This window comes from Cobetia sp. 4B, from assembly GCF_018831605.1.
Taxonomy (GTDB): domain Bacteria; phylum Pseudomonadota; class Gammaproteobacteria; order Pseudomonadales; family Halomonadaceae; genus Cobetia; species Cobetia amphilecti.
This window is the reverse complement of record NZ_CP059843.1, coordinates 542,804-567,457: the sequence shown is the minus strand read 5'-3', so window position 1 is coordinate 567,457 and position 24,654 is coordinate 542,804. Positions and strand designations below refer to the sequence as shown.

Below are 24,654 nucleotides of genomic sequence, written 5' to 3'. Positions count from 1 at the left end.
GGCTACTCGCCCAGTGTCTCGAAAGAAAACACTGTGCGACATGCGCCTTTTAGCGCATTGGTGCGCCAAGGGAAAGACTTCATTGCAGCGTGTCGGGATGAAGCGCGGGCAGAATTGTTCAACAATGGGCCTTCACGACTCACCTTGCCCGCCCTCTCGACATGAGATGCCCGTGACCGATTCTCTCGACGCCCTGCTGACACTGCCCGATTACTCTGCGCTGGCCTGGAGCGCGATCATCTTCTCGACCTACCTGACCGGCATCTCCAAGGGCGGCTTCGCCGGTGGCTTCGGCTCGCTCTCGGTGCCGCTGATGGCGCTGGCCATCGGGCCGCTGGAAGCCGCCGGCATCCTGCTGCCGCTGTTGCTGGTGATGGACTTCCTGAGCTCCCGCGCCTGGTGGGGCAAGCAGCTGTGGTCGGAGGTGCGCATCATCCTGCCCAGCGCCGCCATCGGCATCGCGGTGGGCGTGGTGCTGTTCGATGAGCTGGACGAGAACATGATTCGCGGCCTGCTGGGTGTCATCTCGCTGCTGTTCGCCGCCTATATGCTGTTCAAACCGACAGCCAGGAAACCGCTGCCCCGCTGGCTGGCCATTCCTGCCGGGGCCACCGCCGGTTTCACCAGCTTCTTCGCCCACGCCGGCGCCCCGCCCTACAACCTGTACATGATTCCGCGCCAGCATCCCAAGGAGACCTTCATCGCCACCACGGTGATCATCTTCGCTGGCATGAACCTGATGAAACTGGGCCCCTACGTGGCGCTGGGCGAGATCAACCTCACCAGCCTCTCCACCTCGCTGCTGCTGGTGCCGGTGGCCTGGGCGGGGGTCAGAAGCGGCCTGTGGCTGCAATCCCGCGTCAACGAGAAGTTGTTCTTCCGCCTGATCATCATCGCGATGGCGCTGGTGGGTGTGCAGCTGATCTACAAGGCCTGGGGCTGATGGCCGCAAGGCCCATCACGGCCTGACGACCACTGCCGCCAGCCATTGAAAACACCCGCCACGGCCCTTGAGGTCGAGCGCTGGAAGCCCCCTTGAGAACGATCGAGACAACGCCATGACACACCACATCAGCTACTACCATGCCCATCTCTACTACACCGATGAGCAGAGCCTGGCCGCCGCTCGCGAACTGGCGGCCCAGGCCGAGCAGCGCTTCACGCTGCGCGTCGGGCGCTTCCACCAGCAGCCGGTCGGCCCGCACCCGCTGTGGAGCTGTCAGCTGTCCTTCCTGCCTGAGGAATTCGGGCGCATCATCCCGTGGCTGGCACTCAACCGTGGCTCGCTGGACATCTTCGTGCACGCCGGCACCGGCGATGACCTCTTCGATCACACCCAGGGCGTGATGTGGCTGGGCAACTCGCATACGCTGAATCTCGCTGCCTTCGCCAGCGAGTGAGCCCGCGGCAAGCATTGAGGCCCGGGCAATGGTTGACGCCCACCGCGGGCCTGACACGCTATCATCGCCTGACACCACTGACTCAAGGATGCCCCCATGACGCGACTGCGCCGCCTTTCCCCTCGTGCTGCCCTGCTGGGTGTGATGGCCTCAGGCCTGCTGCTGGCCGGCTGTGATGACAACGAGGTCGGGGATGTCTCGCTGGGCCTGTTCACCACCAAGGACATCAAGATCGAGAGCCTGATCGACCCCAAGGTGCCGGGCGTGACCTGCCACCTGAGCAACATCGAGGCGGACCTCGACTTCTCCGATCCCTCCGACATGAGCATCGCCTGCCGCCAGACCGGCCCGATCACGGCGGAGATGATCGCCGACATCGACACCTCCAAGAGTGGCGAGGAGGTCTATCGCAAGTCCAAGAGCGTGCTGCTCAAGAGCCTCAAGATTCGCCGCATTCTGGATCGCGACTCCCAGAGCCTGCTCTATATCGCCTACAGCACCAAGGAAACCAGCGGCAGCTTCAAGCATGCGCTGAGCAGCGTGCCGCTGTGGGGCAGCGACGCCTGGCAGGCACCGGCAGCGCAGTGAGGCACCCGAGCGTCTGAATCAAGCCCCGATTGATCAAGCGCTTACTCATCAAGCTCTGACTCAACAAGCTCTGGTTCATCAAGCGAAAGCTTCACCATCATCCCCTTGAAGTTGTGGGCTGTCGCTCCAAGGTCTTGTGTAACGGCTAGCCAGCCGGATTTTCATTCGCATGACGCAAAGGAGTGACACACGATGTCGAGCCCGGAGCACAAGCAGAAGATCTGGAAGCTGATCAAGGATGTGAAGGTCGGCATGTTGGTGACGCAAGGCGACGGCATGCCCCACGCCCGCCCGATGCATCTGGTGCAGGATGACTACGACGGCACCCTGTGGTTCTTCACCCGCGCCAGCGCCGAGAAGGTGTTTGAGGCCAAGAAGGACAGCGAGGTCTGCCTGAGCTTTTCCGATCAGGATGATGGCGTCTACGTGTCGCTGAGCGGTCATGCCAATCTGCACCGTGATCAGGGCCTGATCGACAAGTTCTGGAATCCGTTCGTGGCCGCCTGGTTCCCGGAAGGCAAGGATGACCCCGACGTCACCCTGCTGGAGATCTCGGTGCAATCCGGCGAGCACTGGAAGGCCAAGGAGAGCAAGGCCTATCAGCTCTACGAGGTGGCGCGCGCCAACCTCGACAAGGACCACACCCCGGACATGGGCGAGAACGAGAAATTCGGCACGGTGTAAGCAGAAGCCCGAGCTCGTCATGGAGAGCTCTTTGCAGTGCCCGTGTGAGAGCCAACGCGCACGACCATGCCAGACACGACAACGCCAGCCCTCGGGCTGGCGTTGTCGTGTCTGGCAGCCTGCCGTTTCCAGCAGGCCTGTCATCGGTGGTGAGGATTCAGGTCAGCGAACACCTCAGGCCTTCATGTCGAGCACGATGCGCCCTTCGATCTTGCCGTCGATCATGCGTCCGAAGATGTCGTTGATGTCCTCGAGCTTGCCGGTCTGCACGGTGGCGGCGACCTTGCCTTCCGCGGCGAAGTCCAGCGCCTCCTGCAGGTCCTGACGCGTACCGACGATGGAGCCACGCACCGTGATGCCATTGAGCACGGTGGAGAAGATCGGCAGCGGGAAGTCGCCCGGCGGCAGGCCGTTGAGCACCAGGGTGCCGCCACGGCGCAGCATGTTCTGGGCCTGATCGAAGGCCTTGGGTGATACCGCCGTCACCAGCGCGCCATGCGCGCCGCCGATGTCGCGCTTGATGACGCTCGCCGGGTCTTCCTTCATGGCATTGACGGTCACGGTCGCGCCCAGACGGCGGGCCAGTTCCAGCTTGGCATCATCCACATCCACCGCCGCCACGTTCAGGCCCATGGCGCGTGCATACTGCACCGCCATATGTCCCAGCCCACCGATGCCCGAGATCACCACCCACTGGCCGGGGCGGGTGTCGGTCATCTTGAGTCCCTTGTAGACCGTGACCCCGGCGCACAGCACCGGCGCGATCTCCACGAAGCCCACGCTGTCCGGCAGGCGGCCGACGTAGCCTGCGTCCGCCAGCGTGAACTGGGCAAAGCCGCCATTCACCGAGTAGCCGGTATTCTGCTGGCTCTCGCACAGCGTCTCCCAGCCACCCAGACAATGCTCGCAGTGGCCGCAGGCCGAGTAGAGCCAGGGCACCCCGACACGATCGCCTTCCTTGACGTGGGTGACGCCCTCGCCCACCGCCGCGATGGTGCCAACGCCTTCATGGCCGGGAATGAACGGCGGATTGGGTTTCACCGGCCAGTCGCCATGCGCGGCGTGCAGGTCGGTATGACAGACCCCGGAGGCGGCGACCTCGACCAGAATCTCGCCACGTCCCGGGCGCGGTACCGCGACCTCCTCGATCACCAGCGGTGCACCGAATTCACGTACCACGGCGGCTTTCATGCTGTTATCCATGACGTACTCCTCATCCATTGAAGACTGACGAACATTCAAGAAAGACGGACATTCAAGACAGACGAACCAGCAGAGTTGCGGCGGAGAGTTGCGCCGGAGAGTGTGGGCTTGCGCCTGCATGCGCCAGCGCCCGAGCCAGTGCAAAGCTTGCCTCTCCATTGAAACCGGACGCAGCGCTCCCTGCCCTGCGCCAGATCAAGCAATCGGATCTGGCGCGGGCATCGTTGTCATTTTCTCAAGCAAGAATCGCGGGAGGCGTGCAGCACCACCCAAGGCGGTGGCGCTGCCAGCCAGGCCTAGAAGAAGCCGAGCGGATTGATGTCGTAGCTGACCAGCAGGTTCTTGGTCTGCTGGTAGTGCTCCAGTGCCATCTTGTGGGTCTCGCGACCGACACCGGATTTCTTGTAGCCACCGAAGGCGGCATGGGCGGGATACTGGTGGTAGCAGTTGGTCCACACACGACCGGCCTGGATGCCACGCCCCATGCGGAAGGCGACGTTCATGTCACGGCTCCAGACGCCGGCGCCGAGACCGAATTCGGTGTCATTGGCGATGGCCAGCGCCTCGGCCTCGTCACGGAAGGTCGTGACGGCCACCACCGGCCCGAAGATCTCCTCCTGGAAGACCCGCATCGAGTTGTTGCCCTTGAGCAGGGTCGGCTGGATGTAATAGCCGTTGGCCAGCTCGTTCTCCAGCTGCTCGCTGCTGCCACCGGTGAGCACCTCGGCGCCTTCCTCGCGGGCGACATCCATGTAGGACATGATCTTGTCGAACTGCTCGCGGGAGGCCTGGGCGCCGACCTGCACGTCGGTGTCCAGCGGGTTGCCGCGCTTGATGGTCTTCACGCGCTCCATCACCCGAGCCATGAAGTCGTCGTAGATGCTTTCCTGGATCAGGGCGCGTGACGGGCAGGTGCACACCTCGCCCTGATTGAAGAACGCCAGCACCAGGCCTTCGGCGGCCTTGTCGATGAACTCGGGTTCGGCATTCATGATGTCGGCGAAGTAGATGTTGGGCGACTTGCCGCCCAGCTCCACCGTGGAGGGGATGATGCTGTCGGCGGCGCACTTGAGAATGTGCGAGCCCACGGGAGTGGAGCCGGTGAAGGCGATCTTGGCGATGCGCTTGCTGGTGGCCAGCGCCTGACCGGCCTCAGCCCCGTAGCCGTTGACGATGTTGAGCACGCCCGCCGGCAGCAGGTCATTGATCAGCTCCGCGAGCACCAGAATCGAGGCCGGGGTCTGTTCCGCCGGCTTGAGCACCACGCAGTTGCCGGCCGCCAGCGCCGGGCCGAGCTTCCAGGCCGCCATCAGGATCGGGAAGTTCCACGGGATGATCTGCCCGACCACACCCAGCGGCTCATGGAAGTGATAGGAGACGGTATTGGCGTCGATATCGGCCGCGGTGCCCTCCTGGGAGCGCAGGCAACCGGCGAAGTAACGGAAGTGGTCCGCCGCCAGCGGAATATCGGCGTTGAGCGTCTCGCGCACCGCCTTGCCGTTGTCCCAGGTCTCGGCGACGGCCAGCATCTCGAGGTTCTGCTCGATGCGATCCGCGATCTTGAGCAGGATGTTGGAGCGCTCCTGCACCGAGGTCTTGCCCCAGGCAGCGGCTGCCTTGTGGGCGGCGTCCAGCGCGAGGTCGATATCCTCCGCACTCGAACGCGGGATACGGCAGAAGGCCTCGCCCGTCACGGGGCTGACATTGTCGAAGTACTCACCCTTCACCGGCTCGACGAAGCGACCGCCGATATAGTTGCCGTAGATATCCTTGAACGTGACCAGCGCATCGGCGCTGCCCGGGGAGGCGTAGATCATGGCGAACTCCTGTTGGCCGGATTCACGAGTGGCGCTCGTGATCGACGGCCTGTTGTTGTCGTTGCTGCGCAGTTGTTGTTACTGAAAAGTCGTTGTCGTTGCTGAGAAGTCGTTGTCGTGTCAGCGAAACGCCTGTGTTGGCCCTTCTGCAGTGGCCCCGTTGGCGCTGACCCGCTGCCCGATCCATCAAGAGGTACTTGATCAGGCGACTCTCACAGTCTTGACCACCGACGCCAATCGCGACATGCCCCCATGGGCGGAGACCGTCTCATCCCTTGGGAGGAGAAAAGGAAGGAGAAACGAACGCCGCCATACCGCGAAGGCCGCAAGGCACGACACCACGCCATGACGTTATGCTCAGGCTAGCCATGAACAGAAAAGCCTTGATCAGGATATCGCCCGCCACCGGCCAGGAGCCTCCATGTACCGTCTGTTGATCGCGGATGACCATCCGCTGTTCCGTGATGCCATCAGTCGTACCCTGAGTCTGAGCGTCGCTGACACCCCGGCACCACCCTACGAGCTGCTGCAGGCCGCCAGTCTCGCCGAGACGCTCAGCCTCATCGACGCGCATGCCGATAGCCTCGACCTGCTGCTGCTGGATCTCGACCTGCCCGACAGCCACGGCCTGGAAGGCCTGACGCGCTTGCGCCAGGAGGCAGACTGGCTACCGGTGGCGATTCTCTCCGCCCACGAGGCGCGCGAGACGGTGCTGGAAGCCTTGGCACTCGGCGCGGTGGGCTATCTCTCCAAGTCGAGCTCGGCGGAGGTATTGCGCGAGGCGCTCGCGCGCATGCTGGCCGGTGAGGTCTATGTGCCCGCCCGCCTGATGCGCGCCGCCCCGCGTCCGGCGCTGGCGAGCCAGGCGGCTTCCTCCTCAGCCTCGGCATCGGCCTCTGCACCAGTGCCACCGCCAGCCCCTCAACTCGCGCCGAGCCTCAGCGAAGCGGAATTCGCGCAGCGCTGGCAGACCCTCACCACCAAGCAGCGCGGCGTGCTGGAGCGCATGGTGCTGGGCGAATCCAACAAGATGATCGCCTGGCAGCTGGGCGTGGCGGAAACCACCGTTAAGTCGCATGTCTCCGCCATCCTGCACAAGCTGGGGGTCGCCAGCCGGGTACAGGCGATTCTGCTGGCCAGCCACGCCCTGCCTGCCGTGTCTGGCGCGAGCGCGCCTCCTGCCGCCCCACAACGCGCAACGCCCCGCCGGGGCGCTCACGAATGAGGCACACAGCGGGGCGTTGCGAGGGCCTGCCACCGGCAGGGCTTTTACCTCTCACAAGGGCATAGGAACTGGGGCATAAAGCATGGGGCCTACATCAGCTCGCCGACCAGCACATAGCCATTGAGCAGGATGATGATCGCCGCGACCAGCACCCCGATGGCCGTCACCCAGTGACGATTGACCAGATCCCCCATCAGGCGGCGGTTGGCGGTGAACATCAACAGCGGCACCAGCGCGAAGGGAATCCCGAAGCTGAGTACCACCTGGCTTGCGACCAGCACCTGCTGCTCCGGCAGCTCCATCAGGATGATGGCGATGGCCGGTGCCATGGTGATCACGCGGCGCAGCCACATCGGAATGCGGAAGTTGACGAAGCCCTGCATCACTACCTGACCGGACAGGGTGCCGACGATGGACGAGGACAGCCCCGCCAGCAGCAGCGTGAAGCCGAAGATGAGACTCGCCGCATCCTGACCCATCAGCGGTGACAGCAGCTTGTAGCTCTCGGTGATGGAGGCCACGCCGGTCTCGCCGTTGCCGTGGAAGACCTTGGCGGCCAGCACCAGCATCGCCATGTTGATCAGCCCCGCCAGCGCCATGCCGATGATGACATCCAGCCGGTAGTAGCCCATCACGCGACGACGCTGACCGCTGTCACGCACCCGGATGCGATTCTGGGACAGTGCGGAATGCAGGTAGATGACGTGGGGCATCACGGTGGCACCGAGGATACCGGCCGCCAGGAAGATGGCGTGGCTATCCGGGAAGTTCGGCGACAGCAGACCGTAGATGATCGGCTCCACCGGCGGACGGCTGAGAATGATCTCGAGCAGGAAGCCCGCCGAAACCGCCAGAATCATCGCGCCGATGATCATTTCCATCATGCGGAAGCCGAAACGCTGCATCACCAGCACCGCATAGGTGATGGCGCCGGTCAGCAGCGCCCCTTCCAGCATGCTGAGCCCGAACAGCAGATTGAAGGCCAGCGCCGCCCCCAGGAATTCGGCCAGATCGGTCGCGATGGCGACGATCTCCGCCTGCACCCAGAAGGCCCACACCACCGGACGCGGGAAGCGTTCACGGATGACCTCGGCCAGATTCTTGCCGGTCGCCAGCCCCAGCCGCGCGGACAGGGTCTGGATCAGCATCGCCATCAGGTTGGCCCACAGCACTACCCACAGCAGGGTGTAGCCATAGCGGGAGCCGGCCTCGATGTTGGTCGCGAAGTTGCCCGGGTCGATATAGGCGACGGCGGCGATCATCGCCGGGCCGAGGAATGGCAAGGCGCGGCGCAGGCGGCCAGCGAGACGGACAGGGGAAGCTGTGTGCGCACCACCGGCAGCAGAGGCGTCGCCTTCGCTGCCCAGTGACATGCTTGCGGCATGACGTACGGATTTATCGGACATGACATTCAGCATGGGGGGAAAACCTGCCAGATCAATGACCCGCGAACAGATAGTGAAATATGCGGGAGGCTATGTGATCAGCATACGCTCCAAATACCATTGATTCTCATTAAAAATAAGCGTGATGCTCGATAGGCTCCTTCAATCATCCCCGTGGCGGACGCCTATTTGCCACTGTCCTTGCCTTCTCCCCTTTCCAGTCTCTTCTTGAGGCCCGTTTCCAGCTCCTTTTCCCTCCCCCCCTTCCAGCATCTCTTCCAGCCCTTCTGCGCACGGCTAGCGACGATTGACCAGCAACTGGCGCAGGCGCAGCGGCTTGACCGGCTTGAGCAGAAACCCGAACCCGAGGGCACGCGCCCTGGCCTTGAGCGGCGCCGAGTGGTCCGCGCTGATCACCACCACCGGCAGGCCCGGCCAGCGTTGCCGCAGGCGTTGCGCCTGCTTGAGGCCATCGGGCTGCCCTTCGCCCAGCTGATGATCGACGATCAAGACCTGCGGCGCGGCCACGGCCTGCTGCAACAGCACCTCGGCATCATCGGCGCAGTAAACACTCGCGCCCCAGCCCCCGAGCAATGACTGCATGCCGGCACACACCTCCCGATCATCCTCGACCACCCAGATAACGGTATCGAGCAGCGGCTGCGCGAGCGGTGATGCGCAAGGCTGGCCGGGAGAAGTCGCGTCAGCCGCCGGGCCCACTACGCTGGCAGGCTGCCGAATCGGCACGCGGACCGCGAAGGCGGCGCCGCGCCCCGGCGTGCTGGTCAGCGACAGGGGGTGCTCCAGCAGGCCGGTGATGCGCTTGACGATCGCCAGCCCCAGCCCGAGGCCGCGCTGCTCGTTGTCCTGGCGCGGCGCCAGACGTCGGAATTCCTGGAAGACCACCTCGCGCTGATGCTCGGCGATGCCGGGGCCGTTGTCGGCCACGGTGATCTCCAGCCAGTCACCGCGACGCCGGCACCCCAGCAGCACCCGCCCGCGCGTCGAGCCATCCGGCACATGGCGCAGCGCATTGCTCAGGAAGTTGCGTACCACCCGCGCCAGCAATTGCAGGTCCGACTCGATGCTCAGATGGCAGGCCACGTAATGCAGCTCGAGCCCACGGGCGGCGCCCAGTTGACGATATTCCTCGGCGAGCACATCCAGCAGTTCACGCACCGGGAAGACGGCGACATCCGCCGTCAGCACGCCGGCATCCAGCCGCGAGATATCGACCAGCGTACCCAGCAGACTCTCGACATCTGACAGCGAGCGCCCCAGCCGCGCCACCAGCTCGCTGGGCGTGGAGACGCCCTGCGAAGCATCACCCGGCGTGACGTCAGAAATGGCATCGCCCGGCAGGGAAGCATCCAGCGCCAGCCTCGCCAGTTGCTCTTCCAGGGCGCTGGCGAACAGCCGGGCGGCATTCAGGGGTTGCAGCAGGTCATGGCTGATGGCGGCGAGAAAGCGGGTCTTGGAGTGGTTGGCCGCCTCGGCGGCGGCCTTGGCGGCGGTGAGACGTCGATTGAGCGCCCCCAGCTCATCGAGGGTGCGATGCAGGGCATCGGTGCGCTCGCGCACCTGATCCGCCAGCAGCACCGCATGTTCGAAGGCGGCGTAGGGCGCGCTCGGTGAAGGGCTGCTGGATTCGACCCGCTCGATCAGGGCGGCGTTGATCTTCTCCAGCTGGCGATTGCGCGCCTTGAGGGCGGCGAGTTCGGCGCTCAAGGTGTCCGTCTGAGTCAGGGCGTCCGTCTGAGTCAGAGCGTCCGGCTCGCTCAGAAAGCCCTGTTCGGTCAGCGGCGTATCAGGCGACATCCTGTCCTCCCGTGCCGTCGGCAACCGAGCGGCGCTGGCCGATCACCACGCCCGTGAAGGTCTGGTTGATGTGCATGCCGTGGTGCTGCTCACCGTAGGTATTGAAGCCGATCACCCGATGCCGCCTGAGCATGCGTGAGGCCTCATCCTCCAGTGCCAGCGCCTCGATCTCCATGCGCCGCAGGAAGCAGTCGCAGCCGATGGTCAGCGCGGGCGGCCCCAGGCGCGCCTCCACCTCGGCCAGACGCTGCTCGAGCTGCTCGAGAATCGTCGTGGCCTGCATGGCGGTGAGCACGATGCCGGTCTCCACCGCGCAGTAGAAACTCAGACTGGCATCGTCATTCACGCGCTGGATGGAGCGCACGTAATGCGCCTCGCCGATGCGTACCGCCAGCGGACAACGCGCGAAGACCGCCTCCTCCAGCGCCTCGGGGGCGACGCCGGCCAGCCGGGCGTACTCCTCGGCGGCGGGTTCGGCATTCAGCTCCAGCACGCGGCGCGAATCGCGATCCACCGCCGTCACCACCAGCTTGTCAGCCAGCGGCGTGAGGTGATGGGTGCTGATGACCTCGAACGGCAGCCGCGTATTGACCACCACCACGACCGCCGCCTGATCATGGAAGACGCCATCGGCGTAGACATAGGTGTGCGACAGGCGATTGTCATCCCCGGCGGAGCCACCGAAGGCGGGAATGCTGCCCAGCGCCGCATCCAGCGTCGCCAGCACCTGCTCCTCGCTGCTCGAGAGCCCGTCGAGCAACGTCAACGCGAAGCTGTTGCCCATCACCGGCGCCACAGCCTGCTCGCGACAGCGTGCCAGCAGCTCGTCACTCAGCGCCTGGGCACGCGGAAGATCGAAACCGCTCAGATCATCGATCAGCACCTGCGCCAGCGCGAAGTCACTGCGCGCAAGGCCGATGGCGGTGATGGAGCCACGCGCATAGCCCGCGGGCGTGATCTCGCCAGCGGTGGTGCAGCCGCTCACCGGCACCTCGCCGAAGGTGGCAGCCAGCGCCTGGCCCAGTGCCGCCAGCGGATAATCCGCCGAGCAGAAGAACAGCACCCCGCCGAGACGCTCGCGACTTCCCAGCGCCAGATCAAGCGTTCGGGCCAGCTCAGCCACCGCCGCCTGCGGGTCCTTGAGCTGACTGGCCGCCGTGGCCAGCGCCACGGCATGCATTTCGCTCTGTGGCTGCGCCCTTTCCTTCACGCGACTGCTGACATCCGTCATGTCCCCTCCTCCCGTCGAGCGCGGCGGAGCCGGAGATGACGATCATCCGTCGGTGTCCGGCCTAGAGCACCAGCCCGCTGGCTCTCACCACGCGTCGTTCAATGGCGCCTTCCAGCGTCTCGCGGCGGGTTCCCGCCAGCGTGACCCGCGACTTGGCCCGCGTGATGCCGGTGTAGACCAGCTCGCGGGTCAGAATCGGGTTGGCGCCCTCAGGCAACACGAATAACACATGGCGGAACTCGGAACCCTGCGACTTGTGGACCGTCATCGCGAAGACGGTCTCCACCGCCTCGAGGCGTGACGGCAATACCGCGCGCACGCCACGGTGGAAGCGCTGGATATCGGTGTCCTGCCCGTCACGCTCGGTGTCTGACGTCGCCTCCTCCTCGACCGGGAAGAACACGCGCAGGCGCCCCCCGGCGGCAGGGTCCGGCAGGGTGATGCCGACATCGCCGTTGTAGAGCCCCAGCGCGCGGTCGTTGCGCGTCACCATCACCGGGCGACCGGCGTACCAGCCGCGCTCGTCGGCGATCAGGCCGCGCCGCATCAGCACCCGCGCCACGCGCTGGTTGAGGCCATCGACGCCGTAGGGGCCACGGCGCAGCGCGCACAGCAGCTGGAACTCGAGCAGCAGGTCGATCACCTCACGCGCCGGGCGCCGCTCACGCACGGCCTCCAGCGCCGGGCGGTAGCCGTTGACTACCAGCTTCTCGAGATCGCGGTCCTCCGGGCCACTGAGCTTGAGCCAGGCGATGTCGCGATAACCGGCCTTCCAGACATCGCGCAGCGCCTGACGATCGCCGGCGTTGCTGGCGCGTGCCAGGGCGCCGATGCCACTGTCGGCAGAGAAGCGATAGCTCTTCTGCAGCACCACCACGTGATCGGCGAGGCGGCCGCGTGTCGCTGATGTTTCCTCCAAGTCCTGGCCATCAGGCACGGCGATGGCCTGCTCCAGGGTTTCGCCGGTCAGGCGAGTGAGATCTTCACACAGCGCCGGTGAGTAGCGCGGCGGCAACGCATGCTCGCAGAGATCGCCCAGCACGGCGCCGGCTTCCACCGAGGCCAGCTGGTCCTTGTCGCCGAGCAGAATCAGGCGGGCGTGGGCGGGCAGCGCGCCGAGCAGCGCCGCCATCAGGTCGAGATCGACCATCGAGGCTTCATCCACCACCAGCAGATCCAGCGCCAGCGGGTTGCCGGCGTGATGGCGGAAGTGACGCGAATCCGGCCGTGCGCCCAGCAGGCGGTGCACGGTGCTTGCCTCGCGCGGGATGGCGGCGCGTACCGCGTCTGGCACCTCGAGCTTCGCCACCGCCCCCCGGATCGACTCCGACAGCCGCGCCGCCGCCTTGCCGGTCGGGGCGACCAGGCGGATATCCAGCGCCCGCCGCTCGTGCTGTTGGGCTGTCTCTTCGCTCTCCAGCTCGCCCTCTGCATCGTCAGCGCCACCCGCCAGCGCCTGAGCCTGCAACAGCGCCAACAGGCGCGTGACGGTGGTGGTCTTGCCGGTGCCGGGGCCGCCGGAGATCACCGTCAGGCGCTGACGCAACGCCAGGGCACAGGCCAGCTTCTGCCAGTCCGGCTCGCCGTGCGGGTCCGGCTGATTGCTGGCGAACAGCTCGCGCAGACGCTCGCCCAGCGCATCGCTGACCCGCGCCTCGCCCTCCTCGCTCGGCCCCATCCGCGCACGCAGCCCCGCCGCGACTTCACGCTCGGCCTGCCAGTAACGGCGCAGGTAGAGGCGCTCGCCCACCAGCACCAGCGGGCGCAGCGGTAGATGGCCTGCCGGGGAATCGGCCTGCGCCAGCACGCTGACCAGCCGCGATGCCGCCAATTGCTCGGCCCAGCGCCCGGCATCGAGATCCGCCAGGAAGGCTTCCGGCAGGGCCACGCTGACCTCGGCCAGATGCGCCTCGGACTGCTCCAGCGGCGGCAGCGACAGGGTCGCGCGTGGCTCGGCCAGCGCCCGCGACAGCGACAGGCACACATGCCCGCGCCCCAGCTGGTGGCTGGCCAACGCGGCCGCCAGCAGCACGCTGGCCGGGGCCTCCGGCACATGGCGCGCCATGAAGCGCACCAGATGGGCATCGACGCGCCTAAGCCAGCCCAGCTCCACCCACAGGCCGAGCGTGGCGAGCAGGGTGTCGGCAGTCGGGGCGTCAGGGGCAGCGCTGAGCTGCTGCGTTGGCACAGACATGGTGTCAGACATCGAAGGCCCCCTGCTGGCCGCTTTGCGTGAGTGGCGAGGTGTCGGTGGTGTTGAGGAGCAGGCTGTCCAATGCGGAGCTGTCGCCGCCCAGCCAGAGATCCAGCGCCTCGATCAGCGCCTGTGATGGCCGCCGCTGGAAGACGCCGGGCGTCGCTGTCCCTTCAAAAGGCCGGCCGGGCGTCGCTGTCCCTTCAAGGGGCCGGCCGGGCGGCGCTTCAGTCTCATCCACCGCAAGCGCGGGTGAGTCACCGCCGGCATCCAGGCCACGCAGGAAGACATACAGCACCCCGCCCATGCAGCGCTCGTAATCGTAGTCCTCACCGAGGCGCGCCTTGAGCAGACGATGCAGCGCGAGGGTGTAGAGCACGTATTGCAGGTCGTAGCGGTGCTCGACCATCGCGCGGGCCAGTGACTCGCCAAGATAATCCTCGGGGCGCTCGCCCAGATAGTTGGATTTCCAGTCCAGCACGTACCAGCGGCCGCCGGACTGGAAGGTCAGATCGATGAAGCCCTTGAGCATGCCGTGCATGCGGCGTGGCGCGAGCCTGGGCCGCGAGCGCGGCAACGGTTCCAGCGCGGTGACCACGGCATCCAGCGGCAGACTGCGTGCGTGCACGGCCGGCAGCCAGAATTCCAGCTCCGGCAGCCAGGCCTCCAGCCGGTTGAGCAGGATAGGCTCGCCCTCGAAGCCCTGCAGCGGGCGGGTCAGCGCCTGCTCCAGCCAGTCGGTGAGGCGCGGCTGCCAGCTGGCATCGAAGCCACCGAAATGCAGCCGCGAGCCCACCAGCCGTTCAAGCTCGCCGCGATAGTCATCCGCACCGAGGCGATCGAGATCCACCGCCTCCAGCAGACCATGCAGGAAGGTCCCCGGGCGCGGTCCGCGCGGGAAATCATGCAGATGGATCTCGCCCACCGTCATCGGCAGGCCACCGGCCAGCAGCGGGCCGGACTGCCCCGCCACCTCGCGGTCCGGGCGCGTCAGGCCCTGCTCGCCCTCTTCCAGCGCGATCTCGGTGGCGCCCTCGGGCACGCGGTCATCCGCGGCGTCAGCGGTGTCTTCCAGCGCCGCCGTCACCTGACGGGCATCGGTGAGCAAGGCGGTGTAGGAGGCGATCCACCAGTCATCCTCGATACCGCCCGCGAAGTGGCGCGCGCCGTGGAAGTGCTGATCGCGCTCCGCCGGGGGCTGATATTCGTGGCCTACTGGTGCGGGCAGGCCGGAAACGCGCGCCAGGCCGGCAGACTGCTGATCACACCAGCCGTGCAGCGCGGCCTCGATGGCGCTGGCCTCGATATCCGGGGTATCACTCAGGCCGAGCAGGTAGCCGACGGCGGTGGACGGCAGGCTCAGCTGCTTGCTGAAACCGCCCTTGCCGATGGGCGCCAGTCCCAGCCAGCAGGCGAACTTGGGACGCGTCAGCGCCACGTAGAGCAGACGCACATCTTCCATCAGCCGTGCATGGTCGGCCGCCGCGATGGCCTCCCTGGAGGGCTTCTTGACCAGGATACTGTCATCGAGAGCGTCATCCTCCTGATCGACTCTGTGAGCAGACACTTCCTCGTTATCGTCTTCCTCGTCAGCGCCTCCCTCGTCATCACCTTCCATGTCAGCCGTGGCCAGCCAGCGCTGCTTGAGGGTCAGCAGGCCGAAATTTTTGTCCGGCTCGGCCGCGCGGAAGCTGGCCATGAACGGCAACAGCACGATGGGATACTCAAGCCCCTTGGACTTGTGGATGGTGACGACGCGCACCAGCCCCTCATCACTTTCCAGTCGCTGACTGAGGCTGTCGCTGTCCAGCGCTTCATGGCCGGATTCCAGCGCCTGATGCCACCAGCGCAGCAGCGCCTGCTCGCCATCGAGGCGCTGGGCGGCATTCTGGGCCAGCTCACCAAGGTGCAGCACGTCCGTCAGGGCACGCTCGCCCCCGGCGCGCGCCGCCAACCGTTCCCCGACCCGGAAGTCGCGCATCACGCCGCGCAGCATCGGCAGCACGCCGCGCCGCTGCCAGTCGCGGTGATAGCCATCGAAACGCTCGACCTCACGCTCCCAGGCCAGCTCATCCACCGCGAGGCGTTCGACCAGCGAGAGATCCTCGGCCAGCAGCCGCGTCGCCAGGGCCGCGCGCAGACGGCGGTCATCACGCGGATGGGCCACGGCCTCGAACAGCTGCAACAGCTCGAAGGCCTCCGGCGTGTCGAATACCGAGCTCTTCTCGCTCAGATAGACGCTGCGGATGCCGCCTTCGGCCAGCGCGCCCCGCACCGCCGCGGCCTCGCGGCCGTTGCGCACCAGCACGGCGATATCGCTGGCGGCCACGCCACGCGGCGTCGCATCCGCTTCGTCCATGAACACCAGCCCCGGCTCGCCCGCCGCCAGACGCTGCTGTCCTTCCAGCAAGGCCTGGATCTGGGCGCGACAGGCACCACTCATGGCGCGGCGGTGGTCATCGGCGCTCAGACGCTCACCGCTGGCCCACCACAGGTTCAGCGCGCAGGCGGCCTCTTCGCGGCCATCCGGATGACGCAGCACCAGCCGGGTACGCGTGCCCTGGGCCTCGACCGGCTGGAAGGGAATGTCCTCACTGCCGAAGGGCGCCTGATGCTGGGCGAACAGGGCATTCACCGCGGATACCATCGCGGCGCTGGAGCGGAAGTTGCGCGGCAGGGTGAAGCGCGAGCTGGTGACCTTGCGCGCCGCCAGATAGGTGTCGATATCGGCGCCGCGGAAGGCATAGATGGCCTGCTTGGGGTCACCGATCATCAACAGCGTGCTGGGCGCCTCGCCAGCATTGCCATTGACGGCATCGTTGCCGATGGCATCGTCGTCGGACGGGCCATCGCCCGCCGTCTGCGGATAGATGCGCCGGAAGATGCGGTACTGGACCGGATCGGTGTCCTGGAATTCGTCGATCATCGCCACCGGCAGCTCCTGACGGATCTGGCGCGCCAGACGCTGGCTGGCCTCGCCATTGAGCGACGGGTCCAGCGCGTGATCGAGATCATTGAGCAGGTCCGAGAATTCCCACAGCCCGAGGCGGCGCTTCTCGCAGATCAGGGCGCGGGCGACGCTGTCACGCGCATGCACGGCGACCTGATCCAGCAGTACGGCGTCCGGTGCGGGCACCTCGGCCAGCATGTCCAGCGCCTCGAAGAAGGGATGGCGCGGCGTCTGGCAGTTCTTCTTGGTGCCCTTCTCGAGCTTGGCCTGACTCAGCCAGCACAGCTTCTTGCTGTCGAGCATGTCGGCGGCGAAGTCGTGCTCACCGCTGGCCAGCCAGGCGGCCGTCGCCGCCAGGCGGGGCTCGAGTTCGGCCTCCTTGTAGCTGTTGCCGTTGAGGGCCTTGCTGGCGAAGGCCTCGCCCATCACCGCACGGATGGCCGCCTCATCGAAGCTTTCCTCGACGGCGCGACGGGCGGCCTCCTGCTGCTGACGCCACTGTTCGGCATTGCCGAGCAGCTCGCTCAGGTCATGCGGGGCCTCAAGACATTCGCCGTCGCGGTACAGCGGGCGTGGCGTGCCATCCCGCAGCAGGCCGCGCAGCTCCTCTCCCAACGCGTCAGGCCCGGCCCAACGCCCACGGATCAAGGCCTGCCATTCGCGGGCCAGCGGATAGAACTCGCAGCGCCAGTAATCCTCGACGCAGCGCGCCAGCAGCGACTGGCCATCCTGCAACAGCTCGGCGCCGAAGCGTCCGCCGGCATCGAAGGCATGTCGACTGAGCATGCGCTGACAGAAGCCGTGGATGGTGAAGATGGCGGCGTCATCCATCAGGCGCGCGGCCTGATCGAGGCGCCGTGCCGCGGCAGCCTTGAGGCGCGCTGCGTCCTCGGCGGGTGATGATGTCAGCAGCGGCGCGAGCAACTCGGCCAGCACCGGATCAGGACTGGCACGCTCCAGCAGCGCCTCACGCGCCTGCTTGAGGCGTGCCCGAATGCGGTCACGCAGCTCGGCGGTGGCCGCTTCGGTGAAGGTCACCACCAGAATCTCCGGCGGCGTCAGCGGGCGCGGATAGCAGACGCCCGCGTCCTGGCCGGGCAAGGGCCCGAGCACCAGCCGCACGTAGAGCGCGGCGAGGGTGAAGGTCTTGCCGGTGCCGGCACTCGCCTCGATCAGGTGCTGACCGAGCAGCGGCAGCGTCGGAATATCGAGGGCCTGGCCCTGCTGGCTCTGATCCATCACGTCACACATTGCCGCTTCCTTGTCCTGAGCGATGCCACTCCTCACGCCACTCTCCACACCGCGCATGTCTTCCACTCCGGTATCGCTCATGACGTCGCCTTCCCGGTGGCAAGCTCCACCGCGCGTTCGCCGAGAATGCCCTGCCGCACACCGATCATGCTCTCGATCAGTGGCTGATAGAGCTGCACGCTGTTGAGCACGCCGCCGGCCTGTGCAAAGGCCTCGAACTCCGGCCACAGCTCGCCCAGCGCACCCTCCTGACGCCTGAGCGCCTGGGGGCCCTTGAAGATGTCTTCGCTGAAGCGGGTTTCCATGGCACGCGTCAGACTCTCACCAAGCCAGGGCTTGTGAATGGCCCCGAGCGCCGTCTCAAGGTTTGCGCTGCCGTCAGCGGCCTGCGCCTTGAGCGCACCGAACAGGGCATTGCGATCCTCCTCGCCCACCACCTCCCAGAGCGTGGTCGCCAGTTCCAGCGCGGCCGCCAGCGGCGCCTGCCAGCCCTGGGCATAGGCCTTGACGAGATGGCGCAGCGCGGCCTCGGCCTGCTCGATGCGCAGCGCGGGGAACAGCAGCCAGCGGTCCTCGAACACCGCAAGCCACTGATAGCCTTCACGGCTTGCGCCCTGATCACCTGTCACTTCCCCGAGGCCGGGACGCGCATTGGCCATCAGCCAGTCGAGGTAGCCGGCCAGCAGACGATGCGGCTTGCCGAGCTTCTTGTAGCGCCCCTCCTTGCCGGGCTTGAGGGTGCCGAAGTGGGTCGCCTCCAGCGTGGCCAGCAGGCGGCTCTCGCCCTCGGCGTCATCGCGTAGCTGCTGACGGCTGATCAGACGCGTGGTGAGAGTCACGCGCAGCATCTCGCCGCCCTCATCCTGCATGATCAGCGGTACCTCGAGGGTGCGCGGCGGCAGCGAGATGGCATCGCTGAGCTGGTCACGCCAGCTGGCCAGCTGCTGATCGAGACGCTTGAGACGCGGTTCGATCAAGGCATCGGCAAAGCCCAGCGCCGGCAGCCGCCCGGCTCGGCGCAGACGTTCGGCGGCCAGCGGCAGTGACTGCCCGGCAAGCGCGGCGTCCAGCAGCTCGCGGGTCAGGGTGAAGTTCTCCAGCCCGTCGGGGGCGAAGGGTTCGTTGTCTTCATCCGGCACCTCGGCATCGCGGAAGCGCACGCCGACGCGGTCCAGCCCCAGCTGCCAGGGGCGGCGCAGGAAGCGCGCCAGCGAATCGGCACCGAGGCGCAGATGGGACTCCGGCGCCTGCTCCACCAGCTGCTTCAAGGCAGTCGCTGCCGCCGCTTGCACCTGACTGGCATTGCTTGGGTTTTCCTTAAGTGTTTCAGGCACTTGAGCCTGACCCGCCGCGCGATACAGGCTCGACCAGCTGGCGTCATAGCTGAACAGATCGACGGCCGCTGCCTGGGAGGCATGGAAATAGCGCCGCGAGAACGGCTGCAGCGGGTGTTCGGTGATCAGGCGCTCACGCAGCGCCGCCTCGCGCGAACGCTTGGCGGAGTGCGGCTGCTCGGGCTCCCAGCCCAGCTCGATGTAGTCGAGCAGTTCACCGACCAGCACCGAGGGCGGCCGCTCGCCGTTGTCGCGCTGGTCACGCCCGACCCACGAGATCGACAGGCGATCCCGCGCCGCCAGCAGCGCCTCCAGGAACAGGTAGCGATCATCGTCGCGGCGTGAACGGTCGCCCGCCTGCGGGCGGCTGGCCATCAGGTCGAAATCCTGCGGCATGCGCACCCGCGGATAGTCGCCATCGTTCATGCCCAGCAGGTGCACTTCGCGGAAGGGAATCGCACGCATCGGCATCAGGGTGGCGAAGTTGACCCGCCCGGCGAGAAAGCGCTGGGCGAGACCGCCGCTGTCCAGCTCGCCGCGCAGCGCCTCGCGCACCACCTTGAGCGACAGGCAGCCCTCGAAACCGGCCTGCTGCCAGCCCTTGTCGAGGCGTGAGAGCGCCGCCTGCAGACGCGCCAGAATGTCGAATTCCTCGGCGCTGTCCGGGCTGAGGCTCTCCTCCCACAGCCGCTGCAGCGTGGTGGCCCAGTCCGCTGGCGTGCGCGAGGTATCCAGCCAGCGCCGCCAGCGATCCAGGCTCTCGATCAGCTCGCCGACCTTGCCTGCCAGCTCGGCCTCGAGACCGGCCACTTCATCGAAGGGCACCACGCCGTCGAAGCTCAGGCCGTTCATGTCGACAAGGCCGTCCATCAGATCGTCAATCGGAGCGCCATTCTGCTCATCCCCAAGTTCCCCCTGCGAGGGGCGGCCGGCCGCCGGGGAGCCGGTGGCGTAGCCCAGCAGCATGCGCTCGAGCCCGAAGCGCCAGCTGTTCTCGTCGAGGGGCATGAAGCCGAGCTGCTCGCGGTGCTCGCCGGAGAGGCCCCAGCGCACGCCGCTGTCGGCCAGCCAGCGCCGCAGACGCTCGAGCTCGCCCTCCTCGATGGCGAAACGACGCCGGAAGGCGGCGACATCCAGCGCATCCAGCACCTCGCTGACGCCGAGGCGCCGCTCCGGAAGCTCCAGCAACATCAGCACCAGCCCGAGCAGCGGGTTGGCCTGACTGGCCACGCGGTCGGCGATGGTGAAGGGAATATGGCGCGGATTGCCCGGCGGCAACTGACCGAACACCGCCTCGATATAGGGGGCATATCGGTCGATGTCGGGCACCATCACCAGGATGTCGCGCGGCCGCAGCGGCTCGCCCTCACCGCGCTTCTCGGCCTCATGGGCCCGCTCGAAGGCCGCCAGCAGGCGGTCGTGGAGGATCTCGACCTCGCGCAGCGCCGAGTGGGCACTGACCAGACTGATGGAGTCGTCATCGGCCGCGAGCACCCGCGGACTGCCCTCGGCCAGCGCACGCTCGCCGGGGTGGACCAGTTCGAGTATCTCGTCCTGGATCTGCTGCAGCAGCGGCGCCTGCTCGGGTGGCGTGTCCTCGCTGATGCGCGGCACGAAGACGTCCAGCTCGAGATCGAAGCCGCTGTCGCGCCCCGACAGCGCGCTCTCGAATTCATACAGGCTGACGATGAAGTCACGCCCCTGTGCGCCAAGCCCTGCCAGCAGCGGGTTGGCCTTGAGGTGCAACTCCTCCTCCGCCAGCCCGATCAGCGCCGGCGCCTCGGGGTGACGGGCACGCTGTTGCGCGAGGCGTTCGCTGTCCATGCGCTGGCTGTCTGCTCGCGAACTGCGCCGCACGGCTTCACGGTCGGAGACGATATCGCCCCAGTAATGGCGGCAGGGATTGGTGATCATCAGGTAGATGTCCATCACCCCGGACAGCGCATGCAGCGCATCCAGCGTCTGGCCCGGCAACGCCGAGATACCGAACACGAACAGGCGCGGCGGCAACGGATGACGGCGTGTCGAGGGCAGTGTCTCCAGCGCGCGCGCCGCCGCGACGAAGCGACCATGCAGGGCGGCACGGTGATGCTGGCGGCTGCTGGAGGGCGCATCGGCCAGCACCGCGCGCCACAGTGCCGGCTGCCACTGCTGGCTGTCCGGCAAGTTGTCGGGCAGCAGATTGGCCGGCAGCTCGCTTGCGGCCTGCTGGCGCGCGAAGGCATCCCGGAAGTTGTCGTCTTCCAGCCCGCTCTCCCAACTGCGCACCCACTCGGGGCGATAGTTGAGGTACTGATCGAACAGGTCCGCCAGCTGGCAGGCCAGCTGCCACTGCTGACGTTCGGCCTCGGGGCCTTCGGGCAGCGCTGGCAATGCGTCCTCACCGACCGCCTCGATCAGCTGGCCACGCTCGTCGCGACACAGGTAATCCCTGAGCGGCGCATAGCATTCGGCCTGGGATTCATCGGCCAGCAGCCCCGGCAGCAGGCGCAGCAGACGCCAGGCAAGCGGGCCCTTGTCGAAGGGCGACAGCTCCGGAATCTCGTCGCCCAGCACGCCACCCAAAACCCCGCGATAGGCACGCCATACGAAGCTTGAGGGCAGTGGAAAATCCACCGAGGCGGCGATGCCATCGGCCTCGGCCAATGACAATCTCAGCCACTGGGCCATGCCGTTGGACTGGACGAGGAAGGTTTCCGGCACCAGCGGAGGCTGAGGCGCGGCCTTGATCACCTTGAGGGCCAGATCGCGCAGGTCCTCGAGGTGATTGGCGTGAAGAACGGTAAACATGCGGGCATCCTGCTGGGAGTGACAACCCGGCCATCGTGGCCGTGGCAAGCCGCTGCGCGGAAGAGACAATGAATGGCTCTATCCTAGCGTCGCCGTGGCGCCGGCCCAAACGAAAAACGCGCACCACCCAGAGGGTGATGCGCGTTTTCAGGCAGAGGCAGGCCACAAGGGCCTGTCTCTCATCCTGCGATGCCGGATACGCTGATCAGACGATGCGCATCAGCTCGCGGCCGCGCGGGCTGATCGCCAGCCACAGGCCGAGCACCACGCCCATCAGCGACAGCGCCGCCACGTACCAGGTGGGCGACAGCGGCGAGACGGTCATCATCAGCGAGACCAGAATCGGCGTGAAGCCACCGAAGATGGCGTAGGCGACATTGTAGGAGAACGACAGGCCGGTGAAGCGCACCGCCGGCGGGAAGCCGCGGATCGCGATGCTCGGCACCGCGCCGACGATGCCGACGCTGAAGCCGGTCAGGCAGTAGAGCGGCACCAGCAGGCTGGGGTCTGAGTGCATGGTGGCGAGGAAGACCCAGTAGGTGATGCCCAGCAAGGCGCTCCACAGCACCAGGGTGACGCCGGCGCCGATGCGATCGACCATGTAACCGGAGACGATGCAGCCGACGCACACCGCCACGATCGCCAGACTGTTGGCGGAGAAGGCCGCGGCACGGCTCAGGCCCTCGAGGCCTGCGATCAGGCTCGGCGTCATCAGGATCACGACCACGATGGCAGCGGTCAGAATCCAGGTGACCGCCATCGCCACGGCAATCGCCGGACGCTGTTCCCGCAGGATCATCTTCAAGGGCAGCTCGGCGGCCAGCGCCTTCTTCTGCTGCATCTCGGCGAATACCGGCGTCTCGTGCAACCAGCGACGCAGATAGACCGAGAACAGCCCGAACACGCCGCCGATGATGAACGGAATCCGCCAGGCAAAATCACTGACTTCTTGCGGGGTGTAGACACTGTTGATGGCGCTGGCCATCAGCGAACCGAGCAGGATGCCCCCCACCAGCCCCATCGAGAGCGTGCCGCAGGCCAGGCCATTGTGACGCGGTGCGACGTGCTCGCTGACGAACACCCAGGCACCCGGCACCTCACCGCCGACTGCCGCGCCCTGGAACAGACGCAGGATGATCAGCAGCAGCGGCGCCCACATGCCGATGACGGCATAGGTCGGCAGCATGCCCATCAGCAGAGTCGGCAGCGACATCATGAAGATGGACAGCGTGAACATCTTCTTGCGGCCGAGCGTATCGCCGAAGTGGGCCATGATGATGCCACCCAGCGGGCGCGCCAGATAACCGGCGGCGAAGATGCCGAAGGTCTGCACCTGACGCAGCCACTCGGGAATGTCGGGCGGGAAGAACAGCTGGCCGACGACGGTGGCGAAGAACACGAAGATGACGAAGTCATAGAACTCGAGGGCGCCGCCGAGAGCGGACAGACCGAGTACCTTGATGTCACCACGCTTGAGCGAATTTTCGTTGGGCATATCGTGTGCAGCGGGGGCGGAGCCCGCTGCGGGGACGGAATCGTTCATGGATCTCTGTTTAGCGGGGGCTGGTGTCCAGCGATGGTCAAGGGTGATTCACGCGTCGCACATCTTGTCTTGGAGGCTTTCAGTCGGGGAGACATCATCCTGTCGAAAGACATCATCCTGTCGAGAGACATCATCGAATCGAGAGACATCATCCTGTCGAGGGACATCATCGAATCGAAAGACATCATCCAACCGAGAGTCATCATCGGTCACGGAGCGGAAGTCGTGCTGATGATGACTGAAAGCACCGGGGTTGCCCCGGAGGCGTGGCGATCATGCGGAATCCTGCCAGCGTACGACGCATCACTGCATTGCAAAAAACACAATACAGATCGATGCAATCATGCGTCTCATGTATCGCGTCCAGAGTAGCAAAGGCGACCTTGGCTGGGTAGCGTTCGCTCACTGTTTGGCAGGGGTCTTGCGGGAAATCACGCCGACCTTGCCAAGAGTTGGCATGAAAAACCCCGGCGCCTCGAGAAGGCGGACCGGGGTGGTGAACATCATCCTGTGCAGTTCAAGCAATGAGGGACGTGGTGGGCGTCATGCGGTGAGTCATCTTCCCTCGCCTGCCGGGCGACGCCCGAGGGCTGGATTCAAGCTCAGGTTCATCGACAAGCGTCAGCTGCAGTAGCCCCAGCCTTCCAGGCGCTGACGAATGTCCTCGACCCGCTGGCGGTTCTTGCCGAGATCGGAATGCCCTCTGCGCGAGACGCTGCGCACATGACAGACCCCCTCCTCTTCATTGCAGACGATTTCCACATCATCGACGAAGCCCAGCACGGGGGTGTGGAACTCGGCGTGCAGATAGCCGCCATCTTCGCTGACGATTTCAGCATGACCCATCGATTCTATGATGCCGTGCAACTTCTCCATCGCACTGACGCAGCAATCCTGCGGCATCGGGAGTGGCGCGACATAATGCTTGCTGTCAGTGGCCTGGGAACTGACCCCGTTGGGGGTGCTGGGGGCCGGAGCCAGCATGCCATCATGCAGGCCGAGATTGTCGGGACGAGGTGAAGCAAAAAGACCTTGGCGCATTTCGAATCCTTCCTGTCATCTCTGGGCGTCGGTAACAGCATCCTCTGTCACCAGCCTGATTGTTATCCAAGTCAGCTTGAAGACTTTGCGAAGACTGTGCGCAAGAAAGCCCCATGCGGGCTTCTCCGCTGATGTGATTCGCTGAGGCAACTCCCACACGCTGCCATCGCGTGGGCTTGTCGGTGAATGACAAGGGCCTC

At 66.0% G+C, this 24,654-nt stretch carries 15 protein-coding genes; 5 read left to right on the top strand and 10 right to left on the bottom strand.

From position 1 onward, the window contains the following. Nucleotides 1-172 precede the first annotated feature (172 nt). The 4 genes from H2O77_RS02435 to H2O77_RS02420 all read left to right on the top strand — a co-directional run bounded on the left by H2O77_RS02435 (nt 173) and on the right by H2O77_RS02420 (nt 2,672). The gene (locus H2O77_RS02435; protein WP_234368262.1) at nt 173-943 is read left to right on the top strand and encodes a sulfite exporter TauE/SafE family protein; all 771 of its coding nucleotides are present in this window, start codon (nt 173-175) and stop codon (nt 941-943) included. Between the two features lie 115 nt (nt 944-1,058). Then, nucleotides 1,059-1,400: a DOPA 4,5-dioxygenase family protein gene (locus H2O77_RS02430; RefSeq protein WP_043333117.1), complete on the top strand. Its 342-nt coding sequence runs from the start codon at nt 1,059-1,061 to the stop codon at nt 1,398-1,400. 96 nt (nt 1,401-1,496) lie between these two features. Continuing rightward, nucleotides 1,497-1,988 (top strand): CreA family protein, encoded by a 492-nt coding sequence (locus H2O77_RS02425; protein ID WP_107335524.1) that lies wholly within the window; start codon nt 1,497-1,499, stop codon nt 1,986-1,988. 192 nt (nt 1,989-2,180) lie between these two features. Beyond that, nucleotides 2,181-2,672, top strand: a complete 492-nt coding sequence (locus H2O77_RS02420) for a pyridoxamine 5'-phosphate oxidase family protein (RefSeq protein ID WP_054555360.1) — start codon at nt 2,181-2,183, stop codon at nt 2,670-2,672. 174 nt (nt 2,673-2,846) lie between these two features. Here H2O77_RS02420 and adhP read toward each other — a convergent pair whose 3' ends face one another. Together adhP and H2O77_RS02410 are read right to left on the bottom strand one after the other, a co-directional pair. Next, nucleotides 2,847-3,875, bottom strand: a complete 1,029-nt coding sequence (gene adhP / locus H2O77_RS02415; protein ID WP_215823830.1) for an alcohol dehydrogenase AdhP — start codon at nt 3,873-3,875, stop codon at nt 2,847-2,849. A 296-nt stretch (nt 3,876-4,171) separates the two neighbouring features. Beyond that, nucleotides 4,172-5,692, bottom strand: a complete 1,521-nt coding sequence (locus H2O77_RS02410) for an aldehyde dehydrogenase family protein (RefSeq protein WP_043333120.1) — start codon at nt 5,690-5,692, stop codon at nt 4,172-4,174. Between the two features lie 421 nt (nt 5,693-6,113). On the opposite strand from H2O77_RS02410, the gene H2O77_RS02405 reads away from it, so the two are divergent. Further along, the gene (locus H2O77_RS02405; RefSeq protein ID WP_215823829.1) at nt 6,114-6,917 is read left to right on the top strand and encodes a response regulator transcription factor; all 804 of its coding nucleotides are present in this window, start codon (nt 6,114-6,116) and stop codon (nt 6,915-6,917) included. Between the two features lie 89 nt (nt 6,918-7,006). Here H2O77_RS02405 and H2O77_RS02400 read toward each other — a convergent pair whose 3' ends face one another. The 8 genes from H2O77_RS02400 to H2O77_RS02365 all read right to left on the bottom strand — a co-directional run bounded on the left by H2O77_RS02400 (nt 7,007) and on the right by H2O77_RS02365 (nt 24,454). Continuing rightward, on the bottom strand, nt 7,007-8,323 hold the full coding sequence (locus H2O77_RS02400) for an Nramp family divalent metal transporter (RefSeq protein WP_240548686.1): 1,317 nt from the start codon (nt 8,321-8,323) through the stop codon (nt 7,007-7,009). A 276-nt stretch (nt 8,324-8,599) separates the two neighbouring features. Further along, on the bottom strand, nt 8,600-10,120 hold the full coding sequence (locus tag H2O77_RS02395; protein ID WP_215823828.1) for a hybrid sensor histidine kinase/response regulator: 1,521 nt from the start codon (nt 10,118-10,120) through the stop codon (nt 8,600-8,602). Beyond that, nucleotides 10,110-11,300: a nitric oxide-sensing protein NosP gene (gene nosP, locus H2O77_RS02390; RefSeq protein ID WP_215824461.1), complete on the bottom strand. Its 1,191-nt coding sequence runs from the start codon at nt 11,298-11,300 to the stop codon at nt 10,110-10,112. The genes H2O77_RS02395 and nosP overlap by 11 nt, the downstream gene beginning before the upstream one ends. A gap of 112 nt (nt 11,301-11,412) precedes the next feature. Beyond that, nucleotides 11,413-13,545 carry an exodeoxyribonuclease V subunit alpha gene (gene recD, locus H2O77_RS02385; protein WP_215823827.1) on the bottom strand — a complete coding sequence of 711 codons (2,133 nt, stop codon included), beginning with the start codon at nt 13,543-13,545 and terminating at the stop codon, nt 11,413-11,415. Nucleotides 13,546-13,549: 4 nt separating this feature from the next. Next, nucleotides 13,550-17,827: an exodeoxyribonuclease V subunit beta gene (gene recB, locus H2O77_RS02380; protein ID WP_215823826.1), complete on the bottom strand. Its 4,278-nt coding sequence runs from the start codon at nt 17,825-17,827 to the stop codon at nt 13,550-13,552. Further along, nucleotides 17,824-21,870, bottom strand: coding sequence for an exodeoxyribonuclease V subunit gamma (recC, locus tag H2O77_RS02375; RefSeq protein WP_215823825.1), 4,047 nt, complete (start codon nt 21,868-21,870; stop codon nt 17,824-17,826). The genes recB and recC overlap by 4 nt, the downstream gene beginning before the upstream one ends. Nucleotides 21,871-22,075: 205 nt before the next feature. Then, nucleotides 22,076-23,413, bottom strand: coding sequence for an MFS transporter (locus H2O77_RS02370; RefSeq protein ID WP_240548685.1), 1,338 nt, complete (start codon nt 23,411-23,413; stop codon nt 22,076-22,078). 621 nt (nt 23,414-24,034) lie between these two features. Continuing rightward, a complete protein-coding gene (locus H2O77_RS02365) occupies nt 24,035-24,454 on the bottom strand; it encodes a DUF1499 domain-containing protein (RefSeq protein WP_043333122.1) in 420 nt (139 codons plus the stop codon). Nucleotides 24,455-24,654: the final 200 nt, after the last annotated feature.